General features: G+C 66.2%; 14 protein-coding genes. 9 read left to right on the forward strand and 5 right to left on the reverse strand.

Annotation, left to right across the window (positions count from 1 at the left end; genetic code table 11):
* The first annotated feature begins 25 nt into the window (after positions 1–25).
* The 9 genes from ACN9MV_RS05875 (at position 26) to ACN9MV_RS05915 (ending at position 11,263) form a co-directional block, all read left to right on the forward strand.
* On the forward strand, positions 26–991 hold the full coding sequence (locus tag ACN9MV_RS05875) for an ABC transporter substrate-binding protein (protein WP_093048196.1): 966 nt from the start codon (positions 26–28) through the stop codon (positions 989–991).
* Between the two features lie 12 nt (positions 992–1,003).
* Positions 1,004–2,074 carry a multiple monosaccharide ABC transporter substrate-binding protein gene (gene chvE / locus ACN9MV_RS05880; protein ID WP_093048199.1) on the forward strand — a complete coding sequence of 357 codons (1,071 nt, stop codon included), beginning with the start codon at positions 1,004–1,006 and terminating at the stop codon, positions 2,072–2,074.
* A gap of 41 nt (positions 2,075–2,115) precedes the next feature.
* Positions 2,116–3,642, forward strand: coding sequence for a multiple monosaccharide ABC transporter ATP-binding protein (gene mmsA, locus ACN9MV_RS05885; protein ID WP_093050256.1), 1,527 nt, complete (start codon positions 2,116–2,118; stop codon positions 3,640–3,642).
* Complete coding sequence (gene mmsB, locus ACN9MV_RS05890) at positions 3,629–4,840, forward strand: multiple monosaccharide ABC transporter permease (protein WP_093076010.1); 1,212 nt, start codon at positions 3,629–3,631, stop codon at positions 4,838–4,840. Before mmsA ends, mmsB begins: the two co-directional genes overlap by 14 nt.
* Before the next feature lie 9 nt (positions 4,841–4,849).
* Positions 4,850–6,373 (forward strand): sugar ABC transporter ATP-binding protein, encoded by a 1,524-nt coding sequence (locus ACN9MV_RS05895; protein WP_426391589.1) that lies wholly within the window; start codon positions 4,850–4,852, stop codon positions 6,371–6,373.
* Positions 6,374–6,485: 112 nt separating this feature from the next.
* Positions 6,486–7,535 (forward strand): ABC transporter permease, encoded by a 1,050-nt coding sequence (locus tag ACN9MV_RS05900; protein WP_426391590.1) that lies wholly within the window; start codon positions 6,486–6,488, stop codon positions 7,533–7,535.
* Positions 7,532–8,560: a galactofuranose ABC transporter, permease protein YjfF gene (gene yjfF, locus ACN9MV_RS05905; RefSeq protein WP_426391591.1), complete on the forward strand. Its 1,029-nt coding sequence runs from the start codon at positions 7,532–7,534 to the stop codon at positions 8,558–8,560. Before ACN9MV_RS05900 ends, yjfF begins: the two co-directional genes overlap by 4 nt.
* A 27-nt stretch (positions 8,561–8,587) precedes the next feature.
* Complete coding sequence (locus ACN9MV_RS05910; RefSeq protein ID WP_093076004.1) at positions 8,588–10,336, forward strand: IlvD/Edd family dehydratase; 1,749 nt, start codon at positions 8,588–8,590, stop codon at positions 10,334–10,336.
* Positions 10,337–10,345: 9 nt separating this feature from the next.
* Positions 10,346–11,263 (forward strand): dihydrodipicolinate synthase family protein, encoded by a 918-nt coding sequence (locus tag ACN9MV_RS05915; protein ID WP_426391592.1) that lies wholly within the window; start codon positions 10,346–10,348, stop codon positions 11,261–11,263.
* An 18-nt stretch (positions 11,264–11,281) separates the two neighbouring features.
* Here the strand turns inward: ACN9MV_RS05915 and ACN9MV_RS05920 are convergent, their stop codons facing one another.
* The 5 genes from ACN9MV_RS05920 to cphA (ACN9MV_RS05940) form a co-directional block, all read right to left on the reverse strand.
* Positions 11,282–11,554, reverse strand: coding sequence for a hypothetical protein (locus ACN9MV_RS05920; RefSeq protein ID WP_093048213.1), 273 nt, complete (start codon positions 11,552–11,554; stop codon positions 11,282–11,284).
* A 134-nt stretch (positions 11,555–11,688) separates the two neighbouring features.
* Positions 11,689–12,180, reverse strand: a complete 492-nt coding sequence (locus ACN9MV_RS05925) for a hypothetical protein (protein WP_093048216.1) — start codon at positions 12,178–12,180, stop codon at positions 11,689–11,691.
* A 68-nt stretch (positions 12,181–12,248) separates the two neighbouring features.
* The gene (locus tag ACN9MV_RS05930; RefSeq protein WP_093076001.1) at positions 12,249–12,659 is read right to left on the reverse strand and encodes a hypothetical protein; all 411 of its coding nucleotides are present in this window, start codon (positions 12,657–12,659) and stop codon (positions 12,249–12,251) included.
* A gap of 151 nt (positions 12,660–12,810) precedes the next feature.
* Entirely contained in the window at positions 12,811–15,378 is a 2,568-nt protein-coding gene (cphA, locus tag ACN9MV_RS05935; protein WP_093048222.1) for a cyanophycin synthetase, read from the reverse strand.
* A 58-nt stretch (positions 15,379–15,436) separates the two neighbouring features.
* The gene (gene cphA / locus ACN9MV_RS05940) at positions 15,437–17,674 is read right to left on the reverse strand and encodes a cyanophycin synthetase (protein ID WP_426391593.1); all 2,238 of its coding nucleotides are present in this window, start codon (positions 17,672–17,674) and stop codon (positions 15,437–15,439) included.
* Positions 17,675–17,800 lie beyond the last annotated feature (126 nt).

Genomic DNA, 17,800 nt, shown 5'->3' on the forward strand with positions numbered 1-17,800 from the left:
GCAAGTCAACAGAAGGAGACATTCCATGACCATGAATCGCCGCACCCTCAACACCGCGCTCGCCGCCGCTGCCCTCAGTGGCATGCTGCCCATCTCTGCGCTTGCGCAGAAAAAACTGGTGCTCGGCTTTGCGCAGGTGGGGGCCGAGAGCGAATGGCGCACCGCCAACACCGAGTCGATCAAGTCGTCAGCCAAGGAGGCGGGCATCGATCTCAAGTTCTCCGATGCGCAGCAGAAGCAGGAAAACCAGATCAAGGCCATCCGCTCGTACATCGCGCAGAAGGTGGATGTCATCGCGTTCTCGCCAGTGGTCGAGTCGGGCTGGGAAACGGTGCTGCGCGAGGCCAAGGCCGCCAAGATCCCGGTGGTGCTGACCGACCGCTCCGTCAACACCAAGGACGACTCGCTCTACGTGACCTTCATGGGCTCCGACTTCACCGAGGAAGGCCGCAAGGCGGGCCGCTGGCTGGTCGAGAAGATGAAGGACCAGAAGGGCGAAGTGAACATCGTCGAGCTGCAGGGCACCGTGGGCTCTGCGCCGGCCATCGACCGCAAGAAGGGCTTCGAGGAAATCATCAAGGCCGACCCGAAGTTCAAGATCATCCGCTCGCAGACAGGCGACTTCACGCGCGCCAAGGGCAAGGAAGTGATGGAAGCCTTCCTGAAGGCCGAGGGCAAGAAGATCAATGTGCTGTTCGCGCACAACGACGACATGGCCATCGGCGCGATCCAGGCCATCGAGGAAGCCGGCCTGAAGCCGGCGAAGGACATCACCATCATCTCCATCGACGGGGTGAAGGGCGCTTTCGAAGCCATGATCGCCGGCAAGCTCAATGTGTCGGTCGAATGCAGCCCGCTGCTCGGGCCGCAGCTGATGCAGGCCGTGAAGGACATCAAGGACGGCAAGACGCTGCCCAAGCGCATCGTGACGGTCGAGGGCATCTTCCCGATGGAAGTTGCCGCGAAAGAGTTTCCCAATCGCAAGTACTGAGAGCCCACACCCATGAAACGCAAATTCCTCAAAGCCTCTCTCGCGGGCATCGCGTTCGCCATCGTCGGCTTCACGCCGCTGGCCAACGCGCAGGACAAGGGCCTGATCGCCATCTCGATGCCCACCAAGTCGTCGGCCCGCTGGATTGCCGACGGCGCCAACATGGTCAAGTACTTCAAGGACAAGGGCTACAAGACCGACCTGCAGTACGCCGACGACGACATCCCGAACCAGCTCGCGCAGATCGAGAACATGGTGACCAAGGGCTCGAAGGTCCTGGTCATCGCGGCCATCGACGGCACCACGCTGTCCGACGTGCTGCAGAAGGCGGCCGACAAAGGCGTGAAGGTCATCGCGTACGACCGGCTCATCAAGGGTTCGAAGAACGTCGACTACTACGCCACCTTCGACAACTTCCAGGTCGGCGTGCTGCAGGCGCAGTCGATCGAGGCGGCGCTGGGGCTCAAGAGCGGCAAGGGCCCGTTCAACATCGAGCTGTTCGGTGGCTCGCCCGACGACAACAACGCCTTCTTCTTCTACAACGGCGCGCTCTCGGTGCTCAAGCCCTACATCGACAGCGGCAAGCTGGTGGTGCGCAGCAAGCAGATGGGCATGGACAAGGTCGGCACGCTGCGCTGGGACGGTGCGGTGGCGCAGGCGCGCATGGACAACCTGCTGTCGGCCTACTACACCAAGGACCGTGTCGACGCGGTGCTGTCGCCGTACGACGGCCTGTCCATCGGCATTTTGTCGTCGCTCAAGGGCGTGGGCTACGGCTCGGGCTCGCAGCCGATGCCCATCGTGTCGGGTCAGGACGCCGAGGTGCCCTCGGTCAAGTCGATCCTGCGCAAGGAACAGACTTCAACCGTGTTCAAGGACACGCGCGAGCTGGCCAAGGTCACGGTGGCCATGGTCGACGCCATGCTCTCGGGCAAGACGCCCGAGGTGAACGACACCAAGACCTACAACAACGGCATCAAGGTCGTGCCCTCGTACCTGCTCAAGCCGGTGAGCGTGGATGCGTCGAACTGGAAGACGGTGCTGGTCGACAGCGGCTACTACAAGGAAAGCCAGATCAAGTGAGCATCGAAAGCAGCATCGCCGATGCTGGTGCAATCCTCGAGATGCGTGGCATCACCAAGACGTTTCCCGGCGTGAAGGCGCTGAGCAACGTCAACCTCAGCGTGCGCGCCGGGGAGATCCACGCAGTGGTCGGAGAGAACGGCGCGGGCAAGTCGACGCTCATGAAGGTGCTCAGCGGCGTCTACCCGTGCGACTCGTACACCGGCGAGATCCATTTCGAGGGCGAGCTGCGCCGCTTCCGGGGTATTGCCGACAGCGAGAAGCTGGGCATCATCATCATCCACCAGGAGCTGGCGCTGGTGCCGCTGTTGTCCATTGCCGAGAACATCTTCCTGGGCAACGAGATTGCCAGCGGCGGCGTGATCGACTGGTTTGCCGCGTACGCAAAGACGCGCGAGCTGCTCGCCAAGGTGGGCCTGAAGGAGCCGCCGACCACGCTGGTGACCGACCTGGGCGTGGGCAAGCAGCAGCTGGTGGAAATCGCCAAGGCGCTGGCCAAGGAGGTGAAGCTGCTGATACTCGATGAGCCCACCGCCAGCCTGAACGAGAACGACAGCGATGCGCTGCTGATGCTCCTGCTGGAGCTCAAGCGCCAGGGCATCGCGTCGATCCTCATCTCGCACAAGCTCAACGAAATCGCCAAGGTGGCCGATTCGATCACCGTGCTGCGTGACGGTGCCACGGTCGAGACGATGGACTGCGCAAGGCAGGCGATCAGCGAAGACCGCATCATCCGCGGCATGGTTGGGCGCGACATGGCGCACCGCTATCCACAGCGCGACCCGAAGATCGGCGAGACCGTGTTCGAGGTGCGCGACTGGCGCGTGCACCATGCGCTGCATGCCGACCGCGAGCAGATCAAGGGCGTGAGCCTGAACGTGCGCAAGGGCGAGATCGTCGGCATTGCGGGCCTCATGGGCGCGGGACGCACCGAGCTGGCCATGAGCGTGTTCGGCAAGTCCTACGGGCAGCGCATCAGCGGCTCGGTGTTCATGCATGGCAAGCAGGTGGACGTGAGCACGGTGCGCAAGGCCATCGACCACGGCATCGCCTACGTCACCGAAGACCGCAAGGGCCTGGGGCTGGTGCTGGAGGAAGACATCCGCAAGAACATCAGCCTGGCGAATCTCGATGCGATCTCCGAGTCTTCGGTGATCGACAACGGGCGCGAATTCAAGGTGGCCAACGAGTACCGCAAGGCGCTCAACATCCGCTGCTCGGGCGTCGAGCAGCTGGTGGTCAACCTGTCTGGCGGCAACCAGCAGAAGGTGGTGCTGAGCAAGTGGCTCTTCACCAAGCCCGAGCTGCTGATTCTCGACGAGCCCACGCGCGGCATCGACGTGGGCGCCAAGTACGAGATCTACACCATCATCGACCAGCTCGCGAGCGAGGGCAAAGGCATTCTCATGATTTCTTCGGAACTGCCGGAACTGCTCGGCATGTGCGACCGCATCTACGTGATGAACGAGGGGCGCTTCGTCGCCGAGTTTCCGGCCGCCGAGGCCTCGCAGGAACGCATCATGCATGCCATCGTGAGTGCGGGGAGTTCGGTTCATGTCGCAGCCTGAAGTCAACGCGGTGAAGGCCGCCATTCCCGCTTCCGAAGCGCCGAAGCTGCACGTCGGCTTCCTGAAGAACAACCTGCGCGAATACGGCATGCTGATCTCGCTGGTCGCGATCATGGTGCTGTTCCAGGTGCTGACCGACGGCACGCTGTTGCGGCCGCTGAACCTCACCAACCTGCTGCTGCAGAACAGCTACGTGGTCATCATGGCGCTGGGCATGCTGCTGGTGATCGTGGCGGGGCACATCGACCTGTCGGTGGGCTCGGTGTGCGGCTTCATCGGCGCGCTGGCTGCGGTGCTGATGGTGGAGTACGAGTGGCACTTCGTGCCCACGGCCATCGTGAGCATTCTTGCCGGCGCCGTCATCGGTGCGGCGCAGGGCTGGTTCGTGGCGTTCCGCAAAATCCCTTCGTTCATCGTCACGCTCGCGGGCATGCTGGTGTTCAAGGGGCTCACGCTGGCGCTGCTGGCGGGGCAGTCGGTGGGGCCGTTCCCGGTGGAGTTCCAGCGGCTCAGCTCGGGCTTCATTCCTGATCCGCTGGGTGGCGATGCGTTGCGCACCACCTCGCTGGTGGTGGGCGCGCTGGCCGCCGCGGCGCTGGTGTTCTTCAAGCTGCGCGGGCGCGCCAAGCTGGCGGCGCACGGCATGGAGCAGGAGCCGTATGCCTTCTTCCTGGTGAAGAACCTGTTCTTCGCGGCCATCATCCTGTTCTTCAGCTACCTGCTCTCGACCTACAAGGGCCTGCCCAATGTGCTGATCGTGATGGCGGTGCTGATCGTGGTGTACGACTTCGTCACCAACCGCACGACCATCGGCCGGCGCATCTATGCGCTGGGCGGCAATGAGAAGGCGGCGCGACTGTCGGGCGTGAAGACGCAGCGGCTCGCGTTCCTCACCTTCGTGAACATGGGTGCGCTGGCGGCGCTGGCGGGCCTGGTGTTCGCGGCGCGGCTCAACACGGCCACGCCCAAGGCGGGCCTGGGCTTCGAGCTCGACGTGATCGCGGCCTGCTTCATCGGCGGCGCATCGGCCTCGGGCGGCGTGGGCCGGGTGATGGGCGCGGTGATCGGCGCCTTCATCATGGGCGTGATGAACAACGGCATGTCGATCCTGGGCATCGGCATCGACTACCAGCAAGTCATCAAGGGGCTGGTGCTGCTGGCGGCGGTGTTCATCGACGTCTACAACAAGAACAAGTGACGGCTGTACATGGCTGACGACGACACTCTCTCGCCCGTCTTGGAGCTCAAGGGTATCCACAAGCAGTTCGGCGGCATTCCGGTGCTGCGCGATGTGCAGTTGCGGTTGTACCCGGGCGAGATCCACGCGCTGATGGGACAGAACGGCGCGGGCAAGTCGACGCTGATCAAGGTGCTGACGGGCGTGCTGCCGTCGAGCGGTGGCGAGATATTCCTCGACGGCCAGCAGATTCACCCGCATTCGCCGCTGGAGGCCCAGAAGCTGGGCATCAGCACGGTCTACCAGGAGGTGAACCTGTGCCCGAATCTGTCGGTGGCGGAGAACGTGTTCGCGGGGCGCTATCCGCGCTGCGGCGTGGCACAAGGCTTTCGCATCGACTGGGCTTGCGTGAACCGGCGCGCCGAAGAACTGCTGGCGCGCATCGGGCTCGACATCGACGTGACGCGGCTGCTGTCGAGCTACTCGGTGGCGGTGCAGCAGATGGTGGCGATTGCGCGAGCGCTGGGCGTGTCGTCGAAAGTGCTGATCCTCGACGAGCCGACGTCGAGCCTTGACGACGACGAAGTGGAGAAGCTGTTCGAAGTGCTGCGGAGGCTGCGCGGCGAGGGACTGGCCATCGTCTTCGTGACGCACTTCCTCAACCAGATGTACGCGGTGTCGGACCGCATCACGGTGCTGCGTAACGGCAGCTGGATCGGGGAGTGGCGCGTGGCCGATCTCGGGCCGCAGGCGCTGATTGCCGCGATGCTCGGGCGTGAGCTGGCGGCGCAATCGGCACGGCCTGCTGCGTTGCCTGCGTTCGATGAAGCGGCACCGGCTTTGCTGCAGGCCGAAGGGCTAGGTCAGGCGGGGCAACTGCAGGCGACCGACTTGCGCGTGCGTGCCGGTGAGGTCGTTGGTATCGCGGGGCTGCTGGGCGCGGGACGCACGGAACTCGCGCGGCTGCTGTTCGGGCTGGAGTCGCCGGACCGTGGCGTGCTCAAGGTTGATGGCCGCGCTGTCAGTTTCTCGAATCCGGCCGATGCGATCCGCGAAGGCCTAGCGCTGTGCCCCGAGGAACGCAAGACCGACGGCATCGTTGCAGAACTGTCGGTGCGCGAGAACATTGCACTCGCCTTGCAGGCGCGGCTGGGCACGCGGCGCTTCCTGTCGCACGCCGAGCAGACCGAGATGGCCGAGCGCTTCGTCAAGTCGCTCGGCATCAAGACCGCGAGTGTCGAGACCCCCATCGGCCTGCTCTCCGGCGGCAACCAGCAGAAGGCGATGATCGCGCGCTGGCTCGCGACCGAGCCGCGCCTGCTGATTCTCGACGAGCCCACGCGCGGCATCGATGTGGCGGCCAAGCAGGAAATCATGGAAGAGATCCTGCGGCTCGCGAAGGCGGGCATGGCGGTGATCTTCATCTCGTCGGAGATGAGCGAGGTGGTGCGGGTGGCACATCGCATCGTGGTGTTGCGGGACCGGAAGAAGGTAGGAGAGCTGCCGGGCGGCTCTTCCGAGGACGAGGTCTACGAAATGATTGCTGCGGCATGAACAACCTCCTGTCCTTGGGGCGCGATCACGTCGACGGGAGACATTCGCGGAGGGGAGCACCCGGTGTCATTCACACACGCCCCGAATACAACGCGTGCCGGAGCAACTGACCATGGCCGAAAAAAACCACAACCGCCTGGCGAACGCAATGCGCCACAGACTTGCGTGGCCACTGATCACGCTGTTGCTCCTGCTCGCAGTCAACACAGCCTTCAACTCCAGCTTCCTGCATCTCGAATGGCGAGAAGGCCATCTCTACGGCAGCCTGATCGACATCCTCAACCGCGCAGCACCGCTCGTGCTGGTGTCGTTGGGCATGACGCTGGTGATCGCCACGCGCGGCATCGACATCTCGGTGGGTGCAGTGGTGGCCATCGCGGCGGCGCTTGCGGCCTGGATGATCGGCGGCTCGGTGGCCAATGACGTGAGCCGGTTCCCGATGTCGCTCGCGATCCTCGCGGCCATCGGCATCGCGCTGCTGTGCGGGCTGTGGAACGGTCTGCTGGTGGCCAAGGTCGGCATGCAGCCGATCATCGCGACGCTGATCCTCATGGTGGCCGGGCGCGGCATTGCGCAGCTGATTGCCGACGGTCAGATCATCACGATCTATTACAAGCCCTTCTTCTTCCTGGGCAGCGGCTATCTGCTGGGGCTGCCGTTCTCGCTGTTCATCGTGGCGGCGGTGTTCGTGCTGCTCTATCTGGCGATCACGCGCACGGCGCTGGGGTTGTTCATTCAGGCTGTGGGCATCAACCCGACGGCGGCGCGTGTGGCGGGCGTGCAGGCACGGCGACTGATTGTTGGTGCCTACGCCTTCTGTGGTGCTTGCGCGGGCGTGGCGGGGCTGCTGATCAGCTCCAACGTGAAGAGCGCGGACGGCAACAACGCAGGCCAGCTGATCGAACTCGATGCGATCCTGGCGGTGACGCTGGGCGGCACTGCGCTGACTGGTGGGCGCTTCAGCCTGGTGGGTAGCGTGATCGGCGCGCTCATCATCCAGACGCTGACCTATGCGATCTATTCGCTGGGGGTGCCGCCGGAGATCAACCTGGTGGTGAAGGCCGGCGTGGTGTTTGCGGTGATGCTGTTGCAGTCGCCCGAGTTCAGGGCGGAAGTGCGGTCGCTGGTGCAGCGGCCGGCGCATGAAGGGGCGAAGGTATGAGCGCGGTGATTGATGCGACACCCTCACCCCAGTCTTCTCCCGCGCGCGGGAGAGGCAGCAAGAGGGGGCTCAACCCCAAGTACCTGCCGCTGGCGGCGACGATCTCGCTGTTCGTGCTGGTGGCCACGCTGGGGTCTGTTTTCTACGACGGCTTCTTCTCTGCGCAGGTGTTCCTCAACCTGCTGATCGACAACGCCTTCCTGATCGTCGTGGCCGTGGGCATGACCTTCGTGATCCTCTCGGGCGGCATCGACCTGTCGGTGGGCTCGGTGATCGCGCTCACCACCATGGTGTCGGCCTCGCTGGTCGAGAAGCACGGCTGGAGCCCGGGCATCGTGATTCCGCTGGTGCTGGTGATGGGCACGGCTTTCGGCGCATTCATGGGGCTGCTTATCGAGCGCTTCCGGCTGCAGCCTTTCATCGTCACGCTGGCAGGCATGTTCCTGGCGCGCGGGCTGTGCTACCTCATCAGCATCGACTCGATCAGCATCACCAACGAGTTCTACTCGGAGGTCTCGCAGATCCGCATTCCCATCTGGGGCGAGGCCTCGGTGTCGATCAGCGCGGTGATCGCCATCGTGGTGCTGCTGGCGGCGATTTTCATTGCGCACTGCACGCCCTTCGGCCGCGCGGTTTACGCCATTGGCGGCAGCGAGCATTCGGCAATGTTGATGGGCCTGCCGGTGCGCCGCACGCTCATTGGCGTGTACACGCTCTCGGGCTTCTGCTCGGCGCTGGCGGGGGTGATCTTCACCTTCTACATGCTCTCTGGCTACGGCTTGCACGCGATAGGGCTGGAGCTCGACGCCATCGCAGCGGTGGTGATCGGCGGCACGCTGCTCACGGGCGGTGTGGGCTATGTGGCGGGCACGCTGTTCGGCGTGCTGATGCTCGGGATCATCCAGACGCTCATTTCATTCGACGGCACGCTGAGCTCGTGGTGGACGCGCATCGTCGTCGGTGCGCTGCTGTTCGTGTTCTGCCTGCTGCAACGCTTCTTTACCTCGCGCGCACCCCGGCGCTGACTTTCAATTTTTCCCAGGACACCTCGCATGCCGGACACCCCTCCGAAGAAACTGCGCTCGACCGAATGGTTCGGGTCGGCCGACAAGAACGGCTTCATGTACCGAAGCTGGATGAAGAACCAGGGCATTCCGGACCACGAGTTCGATGGCCGGCCGATCATCGGCATCTGCAACACCTGGTCGGAGCTCACGCCGTGCAACGCGCACTTCCGCAAGATCGCCGAGCACGTGAAGCGCGGCATCTCGGAGGCGGGCGGTTTCCCGGTCGAATTTCCGGTGTTCTCCAACGGCGAGTCGAACCTGCGGCCCACCGCGATGCTCACGCGCAACCTCGCGAGCATGGACGTGGAAGAAGCCATCCGCGGCAACCCGGTCGATGCGGTGGTGCTGCTCACGGGCTGCGACAAGACCACGCCCGCGCTGCTGATGGGCGCGGCGAGCTGCGACATCCCAGCCATCGTGGTCACGGGCGGACCGATGCTCAACGGCAAGCTCGAAGGCAAGAACATCGGCTCGGGCACGGCCGTGTGGCAGCTGCATGAATCGCTGAAGGCGGGCGAGATCAACCTGCACCAGTTTCTCTCGGCCGAAGGCGGCATGTCGCGCTCGGCGGGCACCTGCAACACCATGGGCACGGCCTCGACCATGGCCTGCATGGCCGAGGCGCTGGGCACTTCGCTGCCGCACAACGCAGCCATTCCGGCCGTCGATGCGCGGCGCTATGTGCTCGCGCAGATGTCGGGCATGCGCGCGGTGCAGATGGCGAAGGAGGGGCTCACGCTGTCGAAGATCCTCACGCGCGAGGCTTTCGAGAACGCCATTCGCGTGAATGCGGCCATCGGCGGATCGACCAATGCGGTGATTCACCTGAAGGCGATCGCGGGGCGCATCGGCGTCGATCTGGAGCTGGAAGACTGGACGCGCATCGGCAGCAACACGCCGACCATCGTCGACCTGATGCCTTCGGGGCGCTTCCTGATGGAAGAGTTCTATTACGCCGGCGGTTTGCCCGCCGTGCTGCGCCGGCTCGGCGAGAACGGTTTGCTGCCGCACCCCGATGCGCTCACCGTCAACGGCCAGTCGATCTGGGACAACGTGCGCGAGGCGCCCAGTCTCGATGACGAAGTGATCCGCCCGCTGAGCAACCCGCTGATCGCCGACGGCGGCATCCGCATCCTGCGCGGCAACCTGTCGCCGCGCGGCGCGGTGCTCAAGCCCTCGGCCGCGACGCCGGAGCTGCTGAAGCACCGCGGCAAGGCGGTGGTGTTCGAGAACCTGGAGCACTACAAGGCGCGCATCGTCGATGAAGACCTCGACGTCGACGCCAGCTCGATCCTCGTGATGAAGAACTGCGGCCCCAAGGGCTACCCCGGCATGGCCGAGGTCGGCAACATGGGGCTGCCGCCGAAGCTGCTGCGCCAGGGCATCAAGGACATGGTGCGCATCTCGGACGCGCGCATGAGCGGCACGGCTTATGGCACTGTGGTGCTGCACGTCGCGCCCGAGGCGGCGGACGGCGGGCCGCTTGCGGCGGTGCGCGACGGCGACTGGATCGAGCTCGATTGCGATGCGGGGCGCTTGCATCTCGACATCAGCGACGAAGAGCTGGCGTCGCGCCTGGCGTCGCTGACCGCCTCCGACGCACAGCCGATGAGCACGCGCGGCGGCGGCTACCAGAAGCTCTACGTCAACCACGTGCTGCAGGCCGACGAAGGCTGCGACTTCGATTTTCTGGTCGGCTGCAGAGGCTCGGCCGTTCCCCGCCATTCACACTGATTCATCGTCATGACACCCAGATACCGCGGCATTTTCCCGGTGGTACCCACCACCTTCACCGAACAGGGCGCGCTCGACCTCGAAAGCCAGAAGCGGTGCGTCGATTTCATGATCGACGCGGGCTCGGACGGCCTGTGCATCCTCGCCAATTTCTCGGAGCAGTTCGTGCTTTCCGACGAAGAGCGCGAAGTGCTCACGCGAACCATCCTCGAACACGTGAAAGGCCGCGTGCCGGTGATCGTGACCACCACGCACTACAGCACCAAGGTGTGCGCCGAACGCAGCCGCCGCGCGCAGGACATGGGCGCTGCGATGCTGATGGTGATGCCGCCGTACCACGGCGCGACTTTCCGCGTACCGGAGCCGCAGATCTTCGGGTTCTATGCGGGGCTGTCGGACGCGGTGGGCATTCCGATCATGATCCAGGACGCGCCGGCCAGCGGCACGGTGCTGTCGGCGCCGTTCCTTGCGCGCATGGCCAAGGAGATCGAGCATGTCGCGTATTTCAAGATCGAGACCGCCGGCGCGGCCGCGAAGCTGCGCGAACTGATCCGCCTGGGCGGAGACGCCATCGAAGGCCCGTGGGACGGCGAAGAGGCCATCACGCTGATGCCCGACCTCGACGCCGGCGCGACCGGGTCGATGACCGGTGGCGGCTACCCGGACGGCATCCGGCCGATCATCGAGGCGCACCGTTCAGGCGACCGCGACAAGGCCTTCGCGCTATATCAGCAGTGGCTGCCGCTGATCAACTACGAAAACCGGCAGGCGGGCCTGCTGGCTTGCAAATCGCTGATGAAGGAGGGCGGGGTGATCGCCTGCGAAGCGCCGCGTCACCCGTTGCCGGCGATGCACCCCGACACGCGTGCCGGCCTGATCGAAACCGCGAAGCGGCTCGATCCGATGGTGCTGCGCTGGGGGAAGTAGGACGGGGAAAGAGGCCGCTCAGGCCTCGGGGGTGCTGCTGTTCTTTTCGAGTTCGCTGACCTGCAGCGACAGATCGAACAGCTTGGACTTGCTGGCGTAGTAGCGGTCGAGCCGCCATTCCTTCAGGATGTCCATTGCGAGCTGGAAGCTCTTGTAGTCGAGGTTGTAAAGCGTGACCAGTTCGAAGCTGCGTTCGGACTCTAGAGCCAACACGAGTTGGGCCAGGATCTTGGCCGATTCGTTGGCCGGGTCCGTTTCGATGAATCGGCGAGCGACCTTGATGGCATTCATGGGAAAGGATTCCTCGGTAGGCAGGGACCGAGAACTATAGCTAGCGTGCAACTGCCTTTTGTGACAGTACTGTGACAGTAGGGGCATCGCCAGCCCACCGCGCGGGTTGGCGACGCCTCCGGTGCAAAGCTCACTCAGCGCAGGGGCGCGGGCATCGGTTGGGGCATCGGGCGAGGCATCGGCCGAGGCATGGGCATCGGCTCCGGTGCCATGGCCGGCGCGGGCATCACGATGGTGGTGACCGATTCGCGGATCACGCCACCGCCCATCACGCTGCCGTCGACGTTGGCCTGGGTGTTGCCCATGCTGCCCAGCACGCGGGCCTCGCAGGCGGCGCGGTCATCCGGCTGCTGCTGCAGGCCGCAGCGCGCGAGCGCATTGGCGCGGTAGTCGGGTGCGCTGGTCAGGCCGCCCTGGGCGGCTGCCTGGCGTGCGGCGCCGGCTTCGCGGATGCAGGCAGCGCGGTCTTGCTGGTTGTGGCCGCAGACGGCCAGTTCCTGCTGGTAGATACCGGGCGCTTCACCACGGCGCGGCGACGCGGCCGAGACAGCGGTGGAGGCCGCCAGAGCGCCAACGGCGAGCACGGCGAAGAGCATTGAACGAGTGTTGCGAGTAGTGCTTTTCATGGATGACTCCTTGAAGCGAGCTGAAAAACCAGGGAAATGTTCGACCTCCCGCAGGAGGCCGGGTTCAGTCAACGTGCCGGCAGGGTCTGCGGCGGCAGGGGCGTCACGGTTTCGCGGATCACGCCGCCGCCCATCACGCTGCCTTCGGTGGTGGTGCGTGCTCCCCCCTTGATGCGGGCCTCGCAGTCGGGCTGTTCGACGGCGGGTAGTTCGCTGCAGCGGGCGAGGGCGTTGACCTGCTCGCGGGCGGGGCTGGGGCTTGTGAGGCCGCTGCGTCCGGCTTCCTGGCGGGCGGCGCCGGCTTCGCGCAGGCACGCGGCGCGGTCCTGCTGCACGCCGTCGCAGGTGGCGCGTTCCTTTTGCATGCGGGCTTCGGAGCCCGGTGCCTGTGCGCTGGCCGTCTGTGCGCCGAAAACGATGAAACCACTGGCGGCGAAAAGGGCCGTGGCAGAGAGGATCGAACGAACTGTTGTTGTCATGCGGGCTCCTGGTGAAGCCACGCCCTCCGGGAGGTGCGTGACCGGAGCCACAGTCTGGTGCCGGTCAGGGCCTGCGGTCTGTGGGACAGCCGCACCCATGGACTGGGCCGGACGCGCCCCTGCATGTGGGACGTGTCCGGCAAGCGGGGCTTCAGCCCGCTGCGATGCGCTGTGCCAGGTGAGCGAGCGCTTCCTCGACCTGGTCGACAAGGATCAAGGACAGGTCGCCGGGCTGTAGCCGCGCCAATGCCGTATCGATTGCCACGAACTCGCCGCGGATCTCGTCGATATAGCGCGTGCGAGCCGCGCCCTGCAGGCCCTGGCGCAGCAGCGCCATGACTTCGCCGTCGGCGCGGCCGCGTTGCGCCGCATCCTGATAGAGGATCACGTCGTCGAAGGCCTGGCCGAGGATGGCCGTCTGGTCGCGGATGTCCGAATCGCGCCGGTCGCCCGCGCCGCTGATCACCACCGAGCGCTTCTTCGCCGGCATCGTGTCCACGGCAGACACCAGTGCGCGCATGGCGTCGGTGTTGTGGCCGTAGTCGGCGATCACGGTGGCGCCGCGGTAGTCCATGACGTTGAAGCGCCCGGGCACGCCGGCCGCGTCGTTCATGAAGCTCGCAAGGCCGCTGCGGATGGTGTCCCAGTCCAGGCCCACGGCCCAGGCCGCGGCCACGGAGGCCATGACGTTGTCGACCTGGAAGCCGATGGTGCCGCCGCGCGTGATGGGCACGTCGCGCAGCGCGATGCGTTCGCGCCACGAGCCCTCGGCTGCGACCAGCGTGTCCTGGTCGACGTACACGGTGCGCTTGCCTTGCGCGCGGTGCGTGGCCATTACCGGGTGCATGCGGTCGGCGGTGAAGAAGATCACGTGGCCGGGGCAGCCGGCCGCCATGGCAGCGACGTTCGGGTCGGCCGCGTTGAGCACCGCGTAGCCGTCGGCCGCCACGTTGCGCACGATCACGCGCTTGAGCACCGCGAGGTCTTCGACGGTGGTGATGTAGTTCAGGCCCAGGTGGTCGCCGCTGCCGATGTTGGTGACCACGGCCACCTGGCAGCGGTCGAAGCCGAGGCCTTCGCGCAGCACGCCGCCGCGGGCCACTTCGAACACGGCCGCATCCACGTCGGGGTGCATCAGCACGTTGCGCGCGCTCTTGGGGCCGCTGCAGTCGCCGCTGTCGGTCTGGCGGCCGTCGACGTACACGCCGTCGGTGTTGGTCATGCCGGTGCGCAGGCCGCTCGACGCGAGCAGATGGTTGATGAGGCGCGCGGTGGTGGTCTTGCCGTTGGTGCCGGTGACGGCAACCACGGGAATGCGGCCGTCGTCGCCATGGGCGAAGAGGGTGTCCATCACCGCTTCGCCGACCGCGCGGCCGCGGCCGAACGAAGGCGAGATGTGCATGCGAAGGCCGGGCGCGGCATTCACTTCGACCACGCCGCCGTGCTGCTCTTCGAGCGGGCGCAGCACGTTCTCGCACACCATGTCGACGCCGCAGATGTGCAGGCCGACCATCTGCGCCGCATCGACGGCGCGCGCCGCAACTTCAGGGTGCACGGTGTCGGTCACGTCGGTGGCGGTGCCGCCGGTGGAAAGGTTCGCGTTGTTGCGCAGCACCACGCGCTGGCCGCGCGCGGGCACGCTGTCGGGCGCGAGGCCCTGGGCTTCGAGCCGGCCGATGGCAATGTCGTCGAGGCGGATCTTGGTGAGCGAGGTGGCATGGCCCTCGCCGCGGCGCGGGTCGAGGTTCACGGTATCGACCAGCTGGCGAACCGTGGAGCTGCCGTCGCCGATCACCTGCGGCGGGTCGCGCCGCGCGGCGGCCACGAGGCGGTCGCCCACCACCAGCAGGCGGAAGTCGAAACCGGGGAGAAACTTCTCGACCATCACCTCGCCGTAGGCGGCGGCCGAGTCGTAGGCCGCGAACAGTTCTTCGCGCGAGTTGATGTTGACCGTGACGCCCTTGCCCTGGTTGCCGTCCTGCGGCTTCACCACGACCGGCAGGCCGATCTCGTTGGCGGCGGCCCAGCCGTCTTCGGCGCTGCTCACGGGCCGGCCCAGCGGAACGGGCACGCCAGCGGCGTTAAGCAGCTGCTTGGTCAGTTCCTTGTCCTGCGCGATCGATTCGGCCACGCCGCTGGTGCTGTCGACCTCAGCGGCCTGGATGCGGCGCTGTTTCGAACCCCAGCCGAATTGCACGAGGCTGCCGCTGGTGAGCCGGCGGTACGGAATGCCGCGTGCCACGGCGGCATCGACGATGGAGCCGGTGCTCGGGCCCAGGCGCTCGGATTCGTCGAGGTCGCGCAACTCGGTGATGGCGGCGTTGGCGTCGAAGGCGGTGTCGGTCAGGGCGGCGGCGATGAGCTGCTCGGCCACTTCGATCGCGCGGCGGCCGACGGCTTCTTCGCTGTACTGGAACACGACTTGGTAGACGCCGTCTTCCACGGTTTGCGAGGTGTGGCCGAAGTTGACTGCGCAGCCAGCCTGGGCCTGCAGCGCCACGGCGGCGTTCTCGAGCACGTGGGCCAGCGCCAGCGGCTGGCCCAGCACCATCGGGTGCAGCTCGCCGATGGTGGGGAAGCGCGCACGCAGGCGCGCCTCGAAACCGGCCAGCTTGCTGATGGCGTTCTCGTCGCCTTCGCAGGCCACGACTGCCTCGATGGCGGTGTGGCGGCTCCAGAGATTGGGCCCGCGAAGGGCTCGGATGCGGGTGACTTTCATGGGGCTGCGAGGGCTACGGTCTTGACGAGGCGGGAGCGAGGCGATGCGGGTGCAACGCTCAGGCGAATTGGGTTTGGAGGGGCTGGGTCTGAGACAGCTGCAGCGAGGCCAGCGCCGCCTGCAGGTCGGCCTCGAAGGCCTCCACGCCAGCGCCGATCAGGTTCAGCGGAATGCCCATGGCCCAGGCCGCGGCCACGGCGGCCAGCAGGCTTTCGAGGCTCACGCCGGCATGAGTGGCGCGCCACACGGTCAGCCGGCCGAGGCCCGGCAGGAACGATTCGCTGCTGCCGTTGGCCAGCACCACGCGGTCTTGCCGCACCAGCACGGCCTTGCCGCCGGCGGTCTGGTGCGCGGTGAGGTCGGCGGCCTGCGAGTCGGCCGAATAAAGAATGACGGCGCCATCGCACAGCGGCGCGAGGCCGGCTACGCGCGGGTCGGCCGCGTTCAGCACGGCGGTGCCTTCGGACAGCACCACGTCGACCTGCGTGCGCAGCACCTTGACCATCTGGTCGCTCTCGGTGATGTCGTAGTCGGTCAGCGTTTCAGAGCCTTCGAGGTCGGTGACGATGCCGACTTCGCAGCGGTCATAAGAAAGGCCGTCGCGCAGGATGGTCTCGGCGCCGTTCTCGATCACCACGGCCTGCACGGCGCGGTTCACGAGCAGGCGGTGGCCGGCGTCCCAGTTGGCGCTGTCGCGTGCATCGACGCGGCGGCGTTCGAGGAACAGGCCGTCGCGGCAGGCGAGGCCGGTGTGGCGTCCGCCCAGGCCGATCAGCCAGGCCACGAGGCGCGCCAGCACGGCGGTGTCGCGCGAGCCGGCCACGCCGACCACGGGAATGCGCCCGGGTGCGTCGTTGGGGAACAGGTGGTCGCAGATGGCGCGGCCCACCGGGCGCGGCGAACCGACGGCCGGCTTCAGGTGCATCAGCAGGCCGGGGCCGGCGTTGACTTCGACGATCGCGCCGCGCTGCGGGCCCAACGGCTTGGAAATGTCTTGCGCCACGAGGTCGATGCCGGCGATGTCGAGGCCCACCACGCGCGCGGCCAGCACGGCGGCGTGCGCGACTTCGGGGTGGACCTGGTCGGTGCAGTCGTTGGCCATGTTGCCGTTGCGCTGGATCGTGACCACGCGGCCGGCGGCCGGCACGGCGTTGGCGTCCAGTTCCTGGCGCTTGAGTTCGAGCTGCAGCTTGGCGTCGGTGTCGATCACGATCACGTCGAGCGGAAACTCTTCTTCGGCGCCGCGGCGCGGGTCGCTGTTGAGCTGTTTCTCGATCAGTTCGCGCACCGTGGCCTGGCCGTCGCCGGTCACGGTGATGATCTCGCCGCGCGCGGCCGCCACCACCTCGCCGCCCACCACCAGCAGGCGGTGTTCGTGGCCGCGGATGAAGCGCTCGACCATCACGTCGCTGCCCTCGGGCTCGGCGACCGCGAAGGCGGCAAAGACTTCTTCGCGCGTCGTCAGCTCGAGCGACACGCCGCGGCCGTGGTTGGCGTCGGAGGGTTTCACGACCACCGGCAGGCCGATGTCCTCGGCGGCTTCCCAGGCTTCTTCGGCATTGGCGACCACCTGGCCTTCGGGCACGGGCACGCCGCAGCTTGCGAGCAGGGACTTGGTCAGTTCCTTGTCGCTGGCGATCGATTCGCCGATGGCGCTGGTGTAGTCGGTCTCGGCGGTCCAGATGCGCTGCTGGTTGGCGCCGTAGCCCAACTGCACCAGGTTGCCGCTGTTCAGGCGCATGTGCGGAATGCCGCGGTCGGTGGCGGCGGCCACGATGGCGGCGGTGCTCGGGCCGAGGTAGCAGTCTTCCACCTTGGCCTTGACCGCGTCGACAGCCTTCTGCACGTCGGCGGCGGTGAACGGGTCGTTGTTGATGGCCGCCATCAGCAGGCGGTGGCCCTCGGCCAGCGCCACGCGGGCGACCTGCTCGTCACGCGCGCGGAACACCATGCGGTAGACGCCGTGCTCCGAGGTGCTGCGGGTTTGCCCGAAGCCCGTGGGCATGCCGGCCAGGTTCAGCAGTTCGATGACGACGTGTTCGAGCACGTGGCCCGACCAGGTGCCTTCGGTCAGGCGCTGGATGAAGCCGCCGCGCTCGCCCACGCCGCAATGGTGCTCGATGAGCGCCGGCAGCAGGCCGGTCAGGCGGTCGGTGAAACCGTCGATCTTGTTGGAGGGGTAATCTTCCAGTTGGCCCAGATCGAGCCAGACTTCGAGCACCGGACGGTAGGTCCAGAGGTTGGGGCCACGCAAATAGTTGATGCGCAGCAGTCGGATGTCGTCGAAACGGGTCATGCAAACGTTCGATGTGCTTTGGCCGAGCACCACGGCGCCTTCAAGCGCGCCCATGGCGATCAGTCAGAATCGGCGCCCGACGAAGGGCGCCATGACGCGGTCCATGCGGCCCGCGACGGGCAAGAG

This window comes from Variovorax sp. R-27 (assembly GCF_049913215.1).
GTDB lineage: Bacteria > Pseudomonadota > Gammaproteobacteria > Burkholderiales > Burkholderiaceae_C > Variovorax.